At 73.3% G+C, this 15,335-nt stretch carries 13 protein-coding genes and 1 pseudogene; 8 read left to right on the forward strand and 6 right to left on the reverse strand.

The window, feature by feature from the left end; translation table 11 throughout:
- Positions 1 to 6: 6 nt before the first annotated feature.
- The 6 genes from ACSLIC_RS04730 to ACSLIC_RS04755 all read left to right on the forward strand — a co-directional run bounded on the left by ACSLIC_RS04730 (position 7) and on the right by ACSLIC_RS04755 (position 8,332).
- A complete protein-coding gene (locus ACSLIC_RS04730) occupies positions 7 to 1,860 on the forward strand; it encodes a carbamoyltransferase C-terminal domain-containing protein (RefSeq protein WP_436736410.1) in 1,854 nt (617 codons plus the stop codon).
- Positions 1,861 to 1,981: 121 nt separating this feature from the next.
- Positions 1,982 to 2,887, forward strand: a complete 906-nt coding sequence (locus tag ACSLIC_RS04735) for a phytanoyl-CoA dioxygenase family protein (protein WP_436736411.1) — start codon at positions 1,982 to 1,984, stop codon at positions 2,885 to 2,887.
- Positions 2,880 to 4,268 (forward strand): MFS transporter, encoded by a 1,389-nt coding sequence (locus tag ACSLIC_RS04740; RefSeq protein ID WP_436736412.1) that lies wholly within the window; start codon positions 2,880 to 2,882, stop codon positions 4,266 to 4,268. The genes ACSLIC_RS04735 and ACSLIC_RS04740 overlap by 8 nt, the downstream gene beginning before the upstream one ends.
- A 3-nt stretch (positions 4,269 to 4,271) precedes the next feature.
- Positions 4,272 to 5,201, forward strand: a complete 930-nt coding sequence (locus ACSLIC_RS04745) for an NAD(P)/FAD-dependent oxidoreductase (protein WP_436736413.1) — start codon at positions 4,272 to 4,274, stop codon at positions 5,199 to 5,201.
- Positions 5,202 to 5,260: 59 nt separating this feature from the next.
- Positions 5,261 to 6,178 (forward strand): Inducer of phenazine A, encoded by a 918-nt coding sequence (locus tag ACSLIC_RS04750; RefSeq protein ID WP_436736414.1) that lies wholly within the window; start codon positions 5,261 to 5,263, stop codon positions 6,176 to 6,178.
- A 246-nt stretch (positions 6,179 to 6,424) separates the two neighbouring features.
- On the forward strand, positions 6,425 to 8,332 hold the full coding sequence (locus ACSLIC_RS04755; protein ID WP_436736415.1) for a carbamoyltransferase family protein: 1,908 nt from the start codon (positions 6,425 to 6,427) through the stop codon (positions 8,330 to 8,332).
- 170 nt (positions 8,333 to 8,502) lie between these two features.
- Here the strand turns inward: ACSLIC_RS04755 and ACSLIC_RS04760 are convergent, their stop codons facing one another.
- From ACSLIC_RS04760 to ACSLIC_RS04780, 5 genes are all read right to left on the reverse strand, one after another.
- The gene (locus ACSLIC_RS04760) at positions 8,503 to 9,129 is read right to left on the reverse strand and encodes a class I SAM-dependent methyltransferase (protein WP_436736416.1); all 627 of its coding nucleotides are present in this window, start codon (positions 9,127 to 9,129) and stop codon (positions 8,503 to 8,505) included.
- Between the two features lie 111 nt (positions 9,130 to 9,240).
- Entirely contained in the window at positions 9,241 to 9,798 is a 558-nt protein-coding gene (locus ACSLIC_RS04765) for a GNAT family N-acetyltransferase (protein WP_436736417.1), read from the reverse strand.
- A 304-nt stretch (positions 9,799 to 10,102) separates the two neighbouring features.
- Positions 10,103 to 10,465 (reverse strand): tetratricopeptide repeat protein, encoded by a 363-nt coding sequence (locus ACSLIC_RS04770; RefSeq protein WP_436736418.1) that lies wholly within the window; start codon positions 10,463 to 10,465, stop codon positions 10,103 to 10,105.
- Positions 10,466 to 10,552: 87 nt separating this feature from the next.
- Positions 10,553 to 11,158, reverse strand: a complete 606-nt coding sequence (coaE, locus tag ACSLIC_RS04775) for a dephospho-CoA kinase (protein WP_436736419.1) — start codon at positions 11,156 to 11,158, stop codon at positions 10,553 to 10,555.
- 83 nt (positions 11,159 to 11,241) lie between these two features.
- Positions 11,242 to 12,183: a PAC2 family protein gene (locus ACSLIC_RS04780; protein WP_436736420.1), complete on the reverse strand. Its 942-nt coding sequence runs from the start codon at positions 12,181 to 12,183 to the stop codon at positions 11,242 to 11,244.
- A gap of 194 nt (positions 12,184 to 12,377) precedes the next feature.
- On the opposite strand from ACSLIC_RS04780, the pseudogene ACSLIC_RS04785 reads away from it, so the two are divergent.
- A pseudogene (locus tag ACSLIC_RS04785) lies at positions 12,378 to 12,508 on the forward strand (right-handed parallel beta-helix repeat-containing protein); the annotation flags it as partial.
- A gap of 95 nt (positions 12,509 to 12,603) precedes the next feature.
- On the opposite strand, the gene rpsA reads toward ACSLIC_RS04785, so the two are convergent.
- Positions 12,604 to 14,115 carry a 30S ribosomal protein S1 gene (gene rpsA, locus ACSLIC_RS04790; protein ID WP_416124479.1) on the reverse strand — a complete coding sequence of 504 codons (1,512 nt, stop codon included), beginning with the start codon at positions 14,113 to 14,115 and terminating at the stop codon, positions 12,604 to 12,606.
- Between the two features lie 374 nt (positions 14,116 to 14,489).
- Between rpsA and ACSLIC_RS04795 the strand changes: the two genes are divergently transcribed.
- Positions 14,490 to 15,326, forward strand: coding sequence for a class I SAM-dependent methyltransferase (locus ACSLIC_RS04795; protein WP_436740271.1), 837 nt, complete (start codon positions 14,490 to 14,492; stop codon positions 15,324 to 15,326).
- Positions 15,327 to 15,335 lie beyond the last annotated feature (9 nt).

Consider the following 15,335-nt stretch of genomic DNA (forward strand, 5'->3'; position numbering starts at 1 on the left):
GGTGACATGGCAACGATCGGTATGCACTTCGGCCACGACGCGGGCGCGGCCCTCACCGACGCGGGCGGTTACCGGATCATCGAGGCCGAACGCCGACTGGGGCTGCGGCACGTGTGCGGCGGCAACGGCGGCTTCCCGCGGGCCGCGGCCGACTGGCTGGCGGAGCTGCGGCAGCGGGCGGCGAGTCCGGTGACTCAGGTGGCGGTGGCCGACTGGTACACGCCGGTGTGCCAGGTCCTGCCGCCCGCGCTGGTCGAGCTGGTCAACGAGGACGCGCGCTGGAGCACCCCCGGCGGGTCGGGGCCGGCCGACGCGGTGACCCGGAGGATCAAGCCGGTGGACTGGCCGCTCGCCGACGGCCTCGGCGACATCACGCTGACGGCGGTGCGTCATCACTACGCGCACGCGGCGCTGGCGTACTACACCTCCGGCGCCCGCAAAGCCCTGGTGCTGGCCCTGGACGGAACCGGGAACTACGCGGAGTGCGGCATGGTCTGCCTCGGCGACGGCGACCACCTCACGCCGGTGATGTCGTTCACCAACCGCACCGGCCCGCGGTTCGGGCTGGTGTACGAGGCCATGGCGCGGCGGGTGCACGGCAGCCAGTTCGACACGGGCAAGCTGCTGGGGCTGACGGCGACCGGGCAGTGCGACGCGGCCCTGCTGCCGGTGGTACGGGCGATGCTGATCCCGCAGGCGACCCGGCGGGCGTCCCCGGACCTCTACGAGACGCTGCCCGAGGAGGAGCTGGCCGGGTCGGCGCTGCGCTACGCCGACTCGTGGTGGGAGTACGACCCGGCCACCGGCGGCTACCTGGACGCGGGGCTCGCGGACTCGTCCGACGACGACGTGGTGCACTCCTTCGGTTCGGTCTTCCCCGACGGGATCCGCACCGCGGACGGCCGCGTCACCGTGGTGGGGAGGTCCCCCGAGGACCGGGTCTGCCGCGATCTGGCCGCGACGCTCCAGACCGGCGTGGAACGCGACCTGACCGGGCTGGCGGCCGGGATCAGCCGACGCTTCCCCAGCTACTCCACGCTCTGCTACGCGGGCGGCTGCGCGCTGAACATCACGGCCAACAGCTGCCTGGCGGAGTCGGGGCAGTTCACACGGGTGTACGTGCCGACCTGCTGCGACGACTCGGGGATCGCGCTGGGCGCCGCGCTGGCCGTGGCAGATCCGGCGGACCGGCCCGGGCCGGCCGGACGGCCCGGTTGGGCGGAGCTCGCCTACGCGGGGCCGCCCCTGGAGGGCGCAGGCCCCGGCCTCGCGGCGCGCCTGGCGGGTCTCGGGCTGTCCATCGGGCGTCACGACGATGCCGATGAGTTCGTCGAGGCGGTCGCGGACCTGCTGGCCGGGGAGGGCTGTGTGGCCTGGCTGGAGGGCGGGCTGGAGACGGGGCCGAGGGCCCTCGGCCACCGCTCGTTGCTGGTGTCGGCGCACTGGAGCGGTGCCCGCCGCCACGTGTCGCAGACGATCAAGCAGCGCGAGTGGTTCCGGCCGGTCGCGCCCCTCTGCCCGGAGGAGGAGGCGGACCGCTGGTTCACCGGGCCGCTGGACCACGCGGAGAGCATGCTGTTCGCGGTGCGGGTGCGCGACGGGGAGGCGGAGCGGCTCGCGGAGGTGCGGCACATCGACGGCACCGCCCGGCTGCAGACGGTACGGCCGGACACGCATCCGCTGCTGCACCGGCTGTGCCACGCGGTCGGCGAGCGCACCGGCCTGCCCGTCCTCGTCAACACCAGTGCCAACGGAGGGGGCAGGCCCATCCTCAACCACATCGACACGGCGGTCGAGCTCCTCACCGGGACCGCACTGGACGCGGTGGCGCTGCCCGAACACCACCTCGTCGTGCGCTAGAGGGCGCCCGACCGCCGCCCCGGCGCGCTCCGGCCGAGGACCGGCCGGAACGGCGATGCCGGGCCCGGCCCGGCCCTTCCCATCCGATCCTGTACAGGCGTCGTCCCCCTGGAGAGTGCACGTGTCCGCCACTCAACTGCGAGACATCCGCAAGACCCGGCCCCTGCGCGTCCTGTCCTCCGCGGACTGGGAGCACTGGACGAACCGGGGGTTCGTGATCATCCGTCAGGCGGTCGCACCGCAGACCGTCACAGCGCTCGCCGAGGGGCTGTACGCGTTCCTGGACATGCGGCCCGGCGACCCCGCGACGTGGGCCTCCCCGCACACCGGCAACGCAAGGCTGCCCGGCCACAGCGGGCTGGTGGAGATGTACAACCACCAGGCCCAGTGGGACGCGCGGCAGACCCCCCGCGTGCACGAGGCGTTCGCCGACATCTGGGACCAGGACGAGCTGTGGGTGACCATCGACTTCGCCAACGTCAATCCGCCCAACCGGGGCGCCCGGGCCTTCGACGGGTTCGTGCACTGGGACGTGGACACCTCCACCGGTCCGCTGCCGGTCAGCTGCCAGGCGGTGCTGTCACTGACCCACGGCGACGAGGAGATCGGCGGATTCCAGTGCGTGCCGGAGATCTTCGCCGAGTGGGAGAAGTGGGTCGCCCGGCAGCCCGAGGGGCGCGACCCGTTCACCCCGGACATCACCGGCTACCCGATCACCACCCCCGAGGTGGCGCCCGGTGACCTGATCATCTTCAACAGCCTGCTCCCGCACGGCGTCCACCCGAACGTGTCCGAGGACCGCGTGCGCATGGCGCAGTACCTGACGATGGCCCCGGCCCTGGAGGAGCACACGGAGCTGCGCGAGACCCGGGTGCGGTTCTGGCGGGACCGGGTGCCGCCGCATCCGCCGGAGGGCGGGGTCCGCAAGGAAGAGGCGGAGCTGTACGGCCCGGCGCGCCTGACCGGACTGGGCGAACGCCTGCTGGGGATGCGCGCCTGGCACGGGGAGAGCGTCGTCGGTGACTAGCGACCACCTCTCCGAAGCCGCTCCGCCGGATGCCGTACCGACGGAACGGGTGAAGCCGGGCCGGCCCTCCCGGTGGCTGTACGCCTCGGCGGCGGCCTCCAACGCGGGCGACGGCATCATCCGGACCCTGTTGCCGCTGCTGGTGGTCGTGCACCACCCCGACCCGGCGGCGGTCGCGGGCCTGACCGCGGTCAACATGCTGCCCTGGCTGCTGTTCGCCCTCCCGGCGGGAGTCCTGGTGGACCGCGTGGACCGGCGCGGGATCGTGCTGGGCGCCAACGCGGTCCGCGCGGTGGCGCTGCTGGGAGCGACCGCCGTACTGGCCGGCGACCACCCGCTGGGGCTGCTGTACGCGCTGGCGTTCGTCCTGGGTGTCGCGGAGACCCTCGCCGACACGGCGGCCCCCGCGATGCTGCCCCGCCTGGTCGACGAGCGGCACCTGGAACGCGCCAACGGGCGGCTGTCGGCGGCCCAGATCGTGCTCAACGACACGGCGGGGCCACCGCTGGCCGGACTGCTGGCAGGGCTTGCCGCCACCGCCGCGCTGGCCGCGGGCGGGGCGCTGTACGCGCTGGCCGCGCTGCTTCTGCTCGGGCTCGCGCCGCTCCGTCCGGCCCGGAAACCGGGTCCCGGCCCGGACGGCGCCGAACGGAGCGGGGGCCCGCCGGTGGACGGCGCGGGCGACGGGCGGCCCTCCGGGGCGCGCTCCGGAGTCCTGCACGACATCCGGGAGGGCCTCGGCTTCGTCCTGCGCCACCGCACGCTGCGGCTGACGCTGGCCGCGAGCGCCCTGTACGGCCTGGTGTTCTCGGCGACGTTCTCGATGCTGGTCCTGCTCAGCCACCGCACCCTGGGGCTGAGCGGCACCGGGTACGGGCTGCTGCTGGCGGCCGGCTCGCTGGGGGCGGTCGCCGGGAGCTGGCTGGCGCCACGGGCCGCCGACCGGCTGCCCGCCGTACGGCTGGCCCGCTGGTCGCTGGTGGCCTCGGGGGCCGCGTACGCGGGGCTGGGGCTGGCGCGGCACCCGGCGCTCGCGGCGCTGGTGCTCGCCGCCAACGGCGTGTTCACGATGGGCTGGAACATCCCCGTCCTCTCGTTGCGCCAGCGGCTGACCCCGGCGGACCTGCTGGGCCGGGTGATGAGCGTGTCCAGGCTCTGCGCCTGGGGCACGATGCCGGTCGGCGCGCTGCTCGGCGGCTCGCTCGCCGAAGTCCTCGGCGTCCCGGCCGTGTTCGCGGTGTGCGGCGCCGCCCTCGCGCTGGGGGCCGTCCTCCTGCTCGCACCGCTGCGGGACGCCGGCGGCCCGGCACTCCCGCACACCGCGCCAGACACCGAACAGCCGCGCCCCCATCCACGGACCGACCTTCCCGACAAGGAGTGACCATTGGACACGCAGCTCTACGACACGGTGATCGTCGGGGGTGGCCCGGCCGGCCTCAACGGGGCGCTGTACCTGGGCCGTTCTCGCCGCCGGGTCCTGCTGATCGACTCCGGCGACGCGCGCAACATGGCCGCCGGGGTGATGCACAACGTCCTCACCAACGACGGGGCGGCCATCTCCGACTTCCGCGCCCGCTCCCGGGCCGAACTGGCCGCCTATGACGTGTCGTTCCGCGAGGACGAGGTGATCTCCGCCAGCCTGGCCGGGGACCGTGTGGTGGTCTCCACGAAGGAGTCGGGAACCTTCGCCGCCCGGACCCTGCTGTACGCGGCGGGCGTGCGGTCCCTCCTGCCGCCGCTGCCTGGGGTCGCGGAGCTGTGGGGCAGGAAGGTGTTCGAGTGCCCCTACTGTCACGCGTGGGAGCTCCGGGAGCGCGCCATCGCCGTCTACGGCGGGTCGGTGCCCAGCGAGTGCCTGGCCTCCACCCTGACGGCGTGGTCGGACGAGCTGACGTACCTCAGCGGCGGACGGGAGCTGCCCGAGGACGAGCGGGGCAGGCTGTCAGCCGCCGGCGTACCGGTCGTGACGGATGAGGTGACCCGGCTGGATGACGACCGGGAGAAGGTCCGGGTCGTGTTCGAAAGCGGTCGGACCGCGTCCTACGACGCGCTGTTCCTGCACCTCGACACGGAGCCCCGGATCGCTCCGCTGCGCCCGTGGGTGGACGCCCCCGACCTGGAGTCGGTTCAGAGCGACGACCGGGGCCGTACCCGTGTCCCCCGGCTGTATGTCGCCGGGGACCTCGGGCGGAACATGCACCAGGCGGCGATGGCCGCCGCCAGCGGCGGGCTGGCGGGCATGGCCGTCAACGCCGACCTGATCCGGGAGGACCGTCCCGGCTCCCTGCCCGCACCGCCGCCCCCGGCACCCTGACCGGCACCGTTCCGCAGGCAGCCGGCCACGCACCGCACAGAGACGGGAGCCCTTTCACGATGACGTCGCCCCGAGCCGAGTTCACCCCCCACATGGAGCACTACACGTTCGTCCTGGAGGACCAGCCCTACCTCGGGTACTTCCAGTACGGCGGTGAGAAGACGCCCGTGTACACCACCGACCGGCACGGTTTCCGGGCCACGCCCGGTCCGGGCGGGCAGCGCGCCACGGTCGGCGACGACCGGCCGGCGGGCCCCGTGCGGGTGCTGGCGGGCAGCTCCGCCGTCTTCGGGGTGGGCGCCACCAGTGACGCCGCCACGATCAGCGCCCGGCTCTGGAACGCCTACGCGCCCCGGCGGCCCTGGCTCAACTTCGCCGGGCAGTCCCACAACTCGGTGCAGGAGTTGTTGCTGTTCACCCTCTTCCAGCACGAGCTTGCCGCGGTGGAGGAGATCGTGCTGCTCTCGGGGGTGAACAATCTGGTGCTCAGCAGGCTGCCCGAGGAGAAGCAGGGGCGGCACGGCGCCTTCTTCGACTGCGGACCCGCCCCGGACGGCATCCCGTCGACCGCGCGTCGCGTGGAGCACGCGACAGACCTGACCCTGCGCCACCTGGGCGGCTGGAAGCGGCTCGCGGACGGGCTCGGGGCCCAGCTCACCTTCGCGCTCCAGCCGCTGGCCCCGTGGGTGCGCGAGCAACCGCTCCCCCGGGAGCAGGCCCTCTTCGACGAACTGGACGAGGTGTCCAACTTCCGCCGGTTCCACCACGACATCTCCGCCATGGAGGTGGGCCGCGCCTACGCGGAGCGGCTGGCCACCGGATGCGGGGAGCTGGGGGTGCCGTTCGTGGACATGAACGTGGCGCTCGGTGAGGCGGCCGGACCCGAGGACTGGCTGTTCATCGACCGGGTGCACTGCACGGACCTCGGCTACGACCTCGCGGCCCGGCGACTCACGGAACACCTGGAGCTGACGTGAACGGGCGACAGCCCGGCGAGGGCGACGAACGGCGCACCACCGCGGTACCCGCGGTCCGGCGGTTCGGCTCGCTGCTGCGCCGGCGCCGCGCACGGCAGGCCGGCCGCACCGCACCACCCGGGAACTCCGCCCCCGCCCCGTCGCCGCAGCCCTCCCCCGCACCGCCGCCCCCTCCGGCCTCGCCGTCACCGCTGCGGCCGCGGCCGCAGCCGGAGGACGACGCGTCCGTCTACCCACTGTTCTGACATGGCGGCGGCGAACCGGGGGCGGCCCCGCGACGCGGAAACGACCCCCTCCGCCGACGGCACCCCGAAGAACGGGCCGGTGCTGGGGATCTCCGCCTACTACCACGACAGCGCCGCGGCCCTGGTGGCCGACGGTACGCCGCTGGCCGCCGCTCAGGAGGAGCGGTTCAGCAGGCGGCGCCACGATCCGGGCTTTCCCGCGCGGGCCGTCGCGTACTGCCTGCGCGAGTGCGGTCTGCACCCGGACGAGCTGGCTGCCGTCGCCTTCTACGAGGACCCGGCACTGAAATTCCGCCGGGTGCTGGCGACCTGGCTGGCGACGGCCCCGCACGGCTTCCCGGTGTTCCGCCGGGCTTTCGGGCCATGGGTGCGCCGAAAGCGGCGTGCGCTGGACGACGTACGGGCGCAGCTCGGTGCGCTGTCGAACGGCGGGCCGCTGCCGCCCGTGGTCGCGCACCGGCATCACGCCTCGCACGCGGCATCGGCGTTCTTCCCGAGCCCGTTCCCGTCCGCGGCCGTGCTGTGCGTGGACGGCGTCGGGGAGTGGGCCACGACGACACTGTGGCACGGCCGGGGCACTGAGCTGGTCCCGCTGGCGGAGCTGCGTTTCCCGCACTCGCTGGGCATGCTGTACTCGGCGTTCACGTACTTCTGCGGCTTCAAGGTCGACTCCGGCGAGTACAAGCTGATGGGGCTCGCCCCGTACGGCAGGCCGCGCTACGCCCGCCTGATCCGGGAGCGCCTGATCGACCTGCGGGCGGACGGCTCGTTCCGTCTGGATCTGCGGCACTTCACGTTCCAGTACGGGCTGACGATGACCGGCCGGTCCTTCGAGGAACTGTTCGGCGGACCACGCCGCGTACCGGAAGGGCCCTTGACGGAGCGGGAATTCGATCTCGCCGCCTCGGTGCAGCAGGTGACGGAAGAGGTCGTCCGGCGGCTGGCGCGCACCGTGCTGCGGCGGACCGGTGAACGGCGGCTGTGCCTGGCGGGCGGGGTCGCGCTCAACTGCGTGGCCAACGGGCGGCTGCGGGCCGAGACGGTGTGTGACGAGGTGTGGGTGCAGCCGGCCGCCGGGGACGCGGGCGGTGCGCTCGGGGCGGCGCTGGCCGAGTCGCACGGCAGGGGCGCACCGCGCGCGCATGTGCGGCACGGTACGGACGCCATGGCGGGGTCTCTTCTCGGGCCCGCCTTCTCGGAGCGGGAGATCAGGGAGTTCCTGGAGCGGGGCGGCTACCCGGCGGTCCGCCTGTCCGAGCGGGAGTTGACCGACCGGACGGCCGACGAGCTGGCGGCGGGGAAGGTGGTCGGCTGGTTCCAGGGCCGGATGGAGTTCGGGCCGCGCGCGCTGGGCAACCGGTCGATCCTGGCCGATCCGCGTGATCCCGGGACGCAGACCACGCTGAACCTCAAGACGAAGTTCCGGGAGTCGTTCCGCCCGTTCGCACCGGCGGTCCTCGCGGAGGAGGCGAAGGACTGGTTCGATCTGGGCCAGGAGAGCCCGTACATGCTTCTGACGGCGCAGGTCGCGGCGGCCCGGCGCCAGGCCGTCGGGCCGGAGGCGGAGGGAGTGACGGGCCTGGAACTGCTGCGCGTGCCACGCTCGACGATCCCGGCGGTGACACACGTGGACGGGTCGGCGCGGGTGCAGACGGTCACGTCGGAGCGGAACCCGCGTTTCCATGCGCTGCTCACGGCTTTCCGAGAGCGTACGGGGTGTCCCGTGCTGGTGAACACGTCCTTCAACGTGCGCGGCGAACCGATCGTGTGCGACCCGGCGGAGGCGTACGCCTGCTTCATGCGCACCCGTATCGACCTGCTGGTGCTGGGCGACTTCCTGCTGGAGAAGCGGAATCAGCCGACGTGGCGGGAGGAAGGTGACTGGCGTGCGGCGATCCCGATGGACTGACCGGGCGGCGCTGCTGGGTCTGGCGGCGCTGTACTTCGGTGTGGTGACCCCGGTGGGGTGGGGCGTACGCGCGATGCGGGACCCTTTGCGGCGGCGCTGGGACGTCAGCCGCCTGAGTTATCTGGAACGCCCGCGGCACAGGTGAAAGCCGCCTCGGGCCGGCACGCGGTTCAGCGCCGCGCCGGAGCGCGGGCCGAGATGAGCACCACCCTGCGGTCGCCCGCGACGTGGACGCGGCTCGTCACGTCGTGGAAGCCGCAGGCGGTGGCGTAGGACGCCGCGTCCCTCGCGCTTTCCGGGAGTGGGACGTCCCTGGCGAGCAGCGCGGCGAAGCGGCCGGAGGGGCGGAAGTGGGTGGCCAGGGGAAGCGAGAATCCGACGTGGCCGCCAGGGCGCAGGGCGCGGCACCAGTCGGCCGGGGCCCTGCCGCCGAGGAAGTGCAGCGAGGAGGCGCAGAGCACCGCGTCCAGCGAGCCGTCGGGGACCGGCAGCGGCACGGCGTCCCCCACCCGCCAGTCGACGGCCCCGGCCGCGGACAGGGCGGCGGCCCGGGCGCGGCCCGCCTCGATCATGCGGGACGACACGTCCACCGCCAGGACGGGGGGCGCATCGGCCGGCCGGCTGCGGGCGAGCTGCAGGGCGACGGCTCCCGCTCCGCAGGCGACGTCCGCCACGGCATCGCGGGCACCCGGCCCGGCCAGGGCGAGCAGCGCGCCCGCCATCTCCTCGTGATGAGCGTGGTCGTAGCTGCCGGCCAGCTCGTCGAAGAGCCCGGCGAGGGAGGCGGTCTGTGTCACCGGGTCATCCTAGGCCGGGCGGGAGACGCACACCGCGGCCCGGCCGAGTCCGGTGGCCCGGACGGCGAGCCGGTGTACGGCATTCGCCGCACCCGCCGGACCGGCGAAGGATCAGTGGGCCCGGTCGAGGACCATCTCGCGCTCCGCCTTGGCGGCAGTGCCCCGCGCCGGGACGGTCTGCCCGGAGCGCCGGAACCCGCACCGCCGGTAGACGCTCTCGGCCCGCGTGTTGTCCTCGTGGACGTACAGCCGTACCCGCGCCACGTCCGCGTCGGACCACGCCCACGCCACGGCCGCCTCGAAGAGCGCGTCGATCACACCGCTTCCGCGGTGCTCGGGGCGGACGAAGACACCGACGAGGTGGGCCTGGCGCCGCTGAACCGTCCCGCCGAACGCGTCCTCGCCCGCCTCCTCGACCAGCACCGCCACCGTGCCGCTCCACGTCCCGTCGGGGCCCTCGGCGACGAACTGGCGCACCCGCGTCCCGGCGGCCGCCGCCTCGGTCCGCCCCTGCCAGAAGGAGTCCGGTTCAGCGACTGCCCGCTCGTACGTCTCCAGGAAGGCGATCGGAGCCGCCGGGTCTCGCAGGGCCGTCAGCCGCAACTCTCTGGCCTCCCGCCATTCCTCGGCGCGTACGGGACGGACGGTGGCGCGCGTGACCTGGTTCATGCCGCCGCACCCTACGGGAGGGGGCTTGGGGGGCACCACGGCATTTCCGCAGGTCCCCGCCCGGGCGCGGACCGCCCCGGTGGTGACAGGGCGCCTCCATGCCCAGTCCCCTCGCCCGCCCGGCACGTGCCCTGCGAGGGGGGCGCGTCAGCTCGTGGCCGCGGGTGACCAGCCGCATGCGCAGGTGCCGGTCGACGTCAAACTGCGCGGAAATCCGGACGGGGCCGGGGTACGGCATGCCGCGTGGCTGCCGGAGCGGGTCGGCAACCGCGTCGGGCCCGCCACCGTGTTCCCCGGCCACCGCTCAGTCGTCGAAGCGGGCCGCCGCCAGGTATGCGGGCTTGGGGTCCAGGGCGGCCGCGAGCCGGAAGTGGCGCCGCGCCTGGTCAGGCCGGTTGGCGCGCTCGTAGGTCCGGGCGAGGGCGAAGTGGGCGAAGGCGTTGTCCGGCTCCCGCTCCAGCACCACGGTGAACTCCAGCTCGGCCGCGCGCAGCTGCGCCGAGAGGAAGAACGCCCGGGCCCGCAGCAGCCGGGACGCGGTGTGCTCGGGATGCCGGGCGATCACCGAATCCAACAGCTTGACGGCGCCCCGGGGGTCCCGGGCGGCGAGCAGCTGCTCGGCCGCCCGGTAATCGATGACATCCGTCTCCGGACCACCCTCGGCCACCACAGTTCCCCTTTCCTCGTCCTTGCACGGACCACCTACGCACGAACACGCCCCCGCGGTGGAATGTTCCGCCGCCGGGACGCGGGGTCAGCGGTCGGCCTTGGCCCGCGCGTCCAGCCCGGCCCACACCTCGGCCACCCGCTCCCGCAGCGCGTCGAGCGACACCTCGTTGTCGATGACGATGTCGGCGACGGCCAGCCGCTCCCCGCGCCCGGCCTGCGCGGCCATCCGCGACCGGGCCTCCTCCTCGCTCATCCCCCGCGACCGCACCAGCCGCGCGATCTGCGTCTCCGGCTCCACGTCCACGACGATCACCAGGTCGTAGAGTGCGGCCAGCCCGTTCTCCGCGAGCAGTGGCACGTCGTGCACGACCACGCCGTCCTCGGGGGCCTGGCGCTGGAGTTCGGCCGACCGGGCCCCCACCAGAGGGTGGACGATCCCGTTCAGCACGGCCCGCCGCTCGGGGTCGGCGAAGACGATCTCGCCCAGCTTGGGACGGTCCAACGAGCCGTCGGCCGCGAGCACCGACTCCCCGAACGCCTCGACCACGGCGGCGAGACCGGGCGTGCCGGGCTCCACCACCTCGCGGGCGATCCGGTCCGCGTCGACCAGGTGCGCCCCGTGCTCCACCAGCAGCCGGGACACCTCGCTCTTGCCGGCCCCGATCCCGCCCGTCAGCCCCACGATCAGCACGCCGCGCCTCCTCACGCTCACACGGCCCCGCACCGACGGCGGGGCGGGGGCAGCCTAACTCCGGCCGCCCCCGCCCCGACGGGCTACTCCCCCTCGCGCTCCGCGAGGAACTTCTCGAACTCGCGGCCGATCTCGTCGGCGGAGGGCAGGTCGGCGGGCTCGGCCAGCATGTTGCCCCGCGACCCGGCGCCGGCCACCGCGTCGTACTGGTGTTCCAACCCCCGTACCAGCGCGACGAGTTCCTCGTCGCCCTCGCCGACCTGCCGCTCGATCTCGGTCTGGGTGCGCTGCGCCTCGGTGCGCAGGGTGTGCGCGACGGTGGGCAGTACCAGGCCGGTGGCGGCGGTGATCGCCTCCAGCGCGGTCAACGCGGCGTCCGGGTAGGCGGACCGGGCGACGTAGTGCGGGACGTGGGCGCCGACCCCGAGGACGTCGTGGCCGGTCTGGATGAGGCGGTACTCGATGAGCGCCTCGACGCTGCCGGGCACCTGCGCCTGGTCGAACGGCGTCGGGTGGCCGGGGACCAGGTCGGTGCGGTTGCCGTGCGGGGTGAGGCCGACGGGGCGGGTGTGCGGGACGCCCATCGGGATGCCGTGGACGCTGACGGTCAGCCGCACCCCGAGCCGCTCGACCACCTGCTGGACGGCGGCGGCGAACCGCTCCCACTCCACGTCCGGTTCGGGCCCGGAGAGCAGCAGGAAGGGGGCACCGGTGGCGTCCTGCACCAGGTGGAGTTCGAGTGCGGGGACCTCGTAGTCGGTGTAGCGGTCGCGCTTGAAGGTGAGCAGCGGGCGGCGGGCCCGGTAGTCGATGAGCCGGTCGTGGTCGAAGCGGGCGACGGGCTGGTGCGGAAGGTTGTCCAGCAGCTCGTCGACGATCTGCTCCCCGGTCTGCCCGGCGTCGATGTATCCCTCGAAGTGGTAGAGCATGACGAGCCCGGCCGACTCCTGGGCCAGCGCGGTGTCCACCGCGGCGAGGCCCCTCGGCTCCCATGCGTACAGATCCTGCGGGTCTCGATCCTGCACTGTGACCGTTCCTCCTCGTGTCCGTAGTGCAGAACGCCCCACGAGGCACGGGCATTCCCGGCCGCGGACGCCTTTCCGCCGGTGAAGGCGCCGTGCCCGCCCGGGATGTCGGTCCGGAGCTCGACGGGGTCGCGTCCCGTCCCCAGCGCCACCGGCACCCGCGCCCCGGGCGACACCTCGACGGGCGGGGCCCGACCGGCGCCACCGGCCCGCACCAGCTCGCCATCGACGTCACCACCGCTCCGCGGCATGCCCCACGACCGTGCCCGCCTCCAACACGGTGACGGGCGGCAAGGGGCTCACCGCCATCCCCGTCACGCCGTAACACCCGCCCCCCGCGCCCGGACATGGCGGAAGGCCCGCCCCCCGAGGGGAGCGGGCCTTCCGTGCGGGCTTGTCAGCCGGTCAGAGCGTGGTGCTTCAGCTCTGGCCGCCGGCCAGCTTCTCGCGCAGGGCGGCCAGGGCCTCGTCCGACGCCAGGGCGCCGGAGTTGTCCGCGGACTCCGAGGAGTACGAGCCGCCGCCACCGGTGCCACCGGAAGCGGCCGGGGCCGCACCAGCGGTGTCGGTGCCCTCGGCCGCCGCCTGGGCGTCGGCCTCGCGGGACTTGATGACCTGGGCCTGGTGCTGCTCGAAGCGCTGCTGCGCCTCGGCGTACTGGGTCTCCCACGCCTCGCGCTGGGTCTCGTAGCCCTCGAGCCAGTCGTTGGTCTCGGGGTCGAAGCCCTCGGGGTAGATGTAGTTGCCCTGGTCGTCGTAGGACGCGGCCATGCCGTACAGGGTCGGGTCGAACTCGACGACCGACGGGTCGGCGCCGAACGCCTCGTTGGCCTGCTTCAGCGAGAGGCTGATGCGACGGCGCTCAAGGTCGATGTCGATGACCTTGACGAAGATCTCGTCGTTGACCTGGACGACCTGCTCCGGGATCTCCACGTGGCGCTCGGCCAGCTCGGAGATGTGGACCAGACCCTCGATGCCCTCGTCGACACGGACGAACGCGCCGAAGGGAACGAGCTTGGTGACCTTGCCGGGAACGACCTGGCCGATCTGGTGCGTCCGGGCGAACTGCTGCCACGGGTCTTCCTGGGTCGCCTTCAGCGACAGGGAGACGCGCTCGCGGTCCATGTCGACGTCGAGGACCTCGACGGTGACTTCCTGGCCGACCTCGACAACCTCGGACGGGTGGTCGATGTGCTTCCAGGACAGCTCGGAGACGTGAACCAGACCGTCGACGCCACCCAGGTCCACGAAGGCACCGAAGTTGACGATCGAGGAGACGACGCCGGAACGGACCTGACCCTTCTGGAGGGTCGTGAGGAAGGTCTGGCGGACCTCGGACTGGGTCTGCTCCAGCCAGGCACGGCGGGACAGGACCACGTTGTTGCGGTTCTTGTCCAGCTCGATGATCTTGGCCTCGAGCTCCTTGCCCACGTAGGGCTGGAGGTCGCGGACGCGGCGCATCTCGACGAGGGAGGCCGGCAGGAAGCCACGGAGGCCGATGTCGAGGATGAGACCACCCTTGACGACCTCGATGACGGTACCGGTGACGATCCCGTCCTCTTCCTTGATCTTCTCGATCGTGCCCCAGGCACGCTCGTACTGAGCGCGCTTCTTGGACAGGATCAGGCGGCCTTCCTTGTCCTCCTTCTGGAGGACCAGGGCCTCGATCTCGTCGCCGACGGCGACGACCTCGTTGGGGTCGACGTCGTGCTTGATCGAGAGCTCGCGGCTCGGGATCACGCCTTCGGTCTTGTAACCAATGTCGAGCAGGACCTCGTCCCGGTCGACCTTCACGATGACGCCGTCGACGATGTCGCCGTCGTTGAAGTACTTGATCGTCTCGTCGATCGCGGCGAGGAAGGCTTCCTCGTTACCGATGTCGTTGACCGCAACCTGCGGGGTGGTGGCGGTGGTCTCGGTGCTGCTCGTCATGTGGGAAAGGGCTCCGGTACGGACATGAAGTCGTAGGTACTGCCGCGCACGGAGCCGTTTTCACTCTGCAGCAAGTCGGACAGCCTTCAGAGGCACGACCTCCGGAAACCGGGGGCCCTCGCCTCGTACAACCGAGGGGACACACAACAGAAGCGAGCACATCCTGCTAGGTCTGAGGAGCGCAGGCTCGCAGCGCAACTTGTAGCATACGGGGGCAGCCGGACAGGGTCAATGCGCGAAGGCGCACACCCGGGGCGCAAGCCGCGAACCCGGCACCATTCCCGTCGCCCGAGGCCACGCGACGCGTCCCCGTCCCGGCTGTCCCGCCGGGGCGCCGCTCCGGCGGAAGTACGGAGAGTACGACGAGGGAGCCGATCATCCAAGAGCCCGTACCGCCCCGTTCCGCCGCCGACGAGGCCCCGGAGCCGGAAGCGACCCGCCGCACCGCCTCCCCCGCAGAGAGCAGCCGCGCCAGCCGCGGCTGGTGGGACGGCAACGCCGACGAGTACCAGCGCGAGCACGGCGCCTTCCTCGGCGACGACCGCTTCGTCTGGGGGCCCGAGGGGCTCGACGAGGCCGACGCCCGGCTGCTGGGCCCCGAGGGGAGCCTGGAGGGACGGGACGTGCTGGAGATCGGCGCCGGCGCCGCCCAGTGCTCCCGCTGGCTGGCCGCCGAGGGTGCCCGCCCCGTCGCCCTGGACCTCTCCCACCGCCAGCTCCAGCACGCCCTGCGGATCGGCGGCGGGGTGCCGCTGGTGGAGGCCGACGCGGGGGCGCTGCCCTTCGCCGACGCCTCCTTCGACCTGGCCTGCTCCGCCTACGGCGCGCTCCCCTTCGTCGCCGAGCCCGTCCAAGTGCTGCGCGAGGTGCGCCGGGTGCTGCGGCCCGGCGGCCGGTTCGTCTTCTCGGTGAGCCACCCGGTCCGCTGGGCCTTCCCCGACGAGCCGGGGCCCGAGGGGCTGTCCGTCGCCGCCTCCTACTTCGACCGCACCCCCTACGTCGAGCAGGACGAGCAGGGCCGCGCCGTCTACGTCGAGCACCACCGCACCCTCGGCGACCGGGTGCGCGACGTGGTCGGCGCCGGGCTGCGCCTGGTGGACCTGGTCGAGCCGGAGTGGCCGGCCTGGAACACCCAGGAGTGGGGCGGCTGGTCCCCGCTGCGCGGCAACCTGATCCCGGGCACCGCGATCTTCGTCTGCGCCCGCGACTGACCGGGGCGC

This window comes from Streptomyces sp. BBFR102 (assembly GCF_051397025.1).
GTDB lineage: Bacteria > Actinomycetota > Actinomycetes > Streptomycetales > Streptomycetaceae > Streptomyces.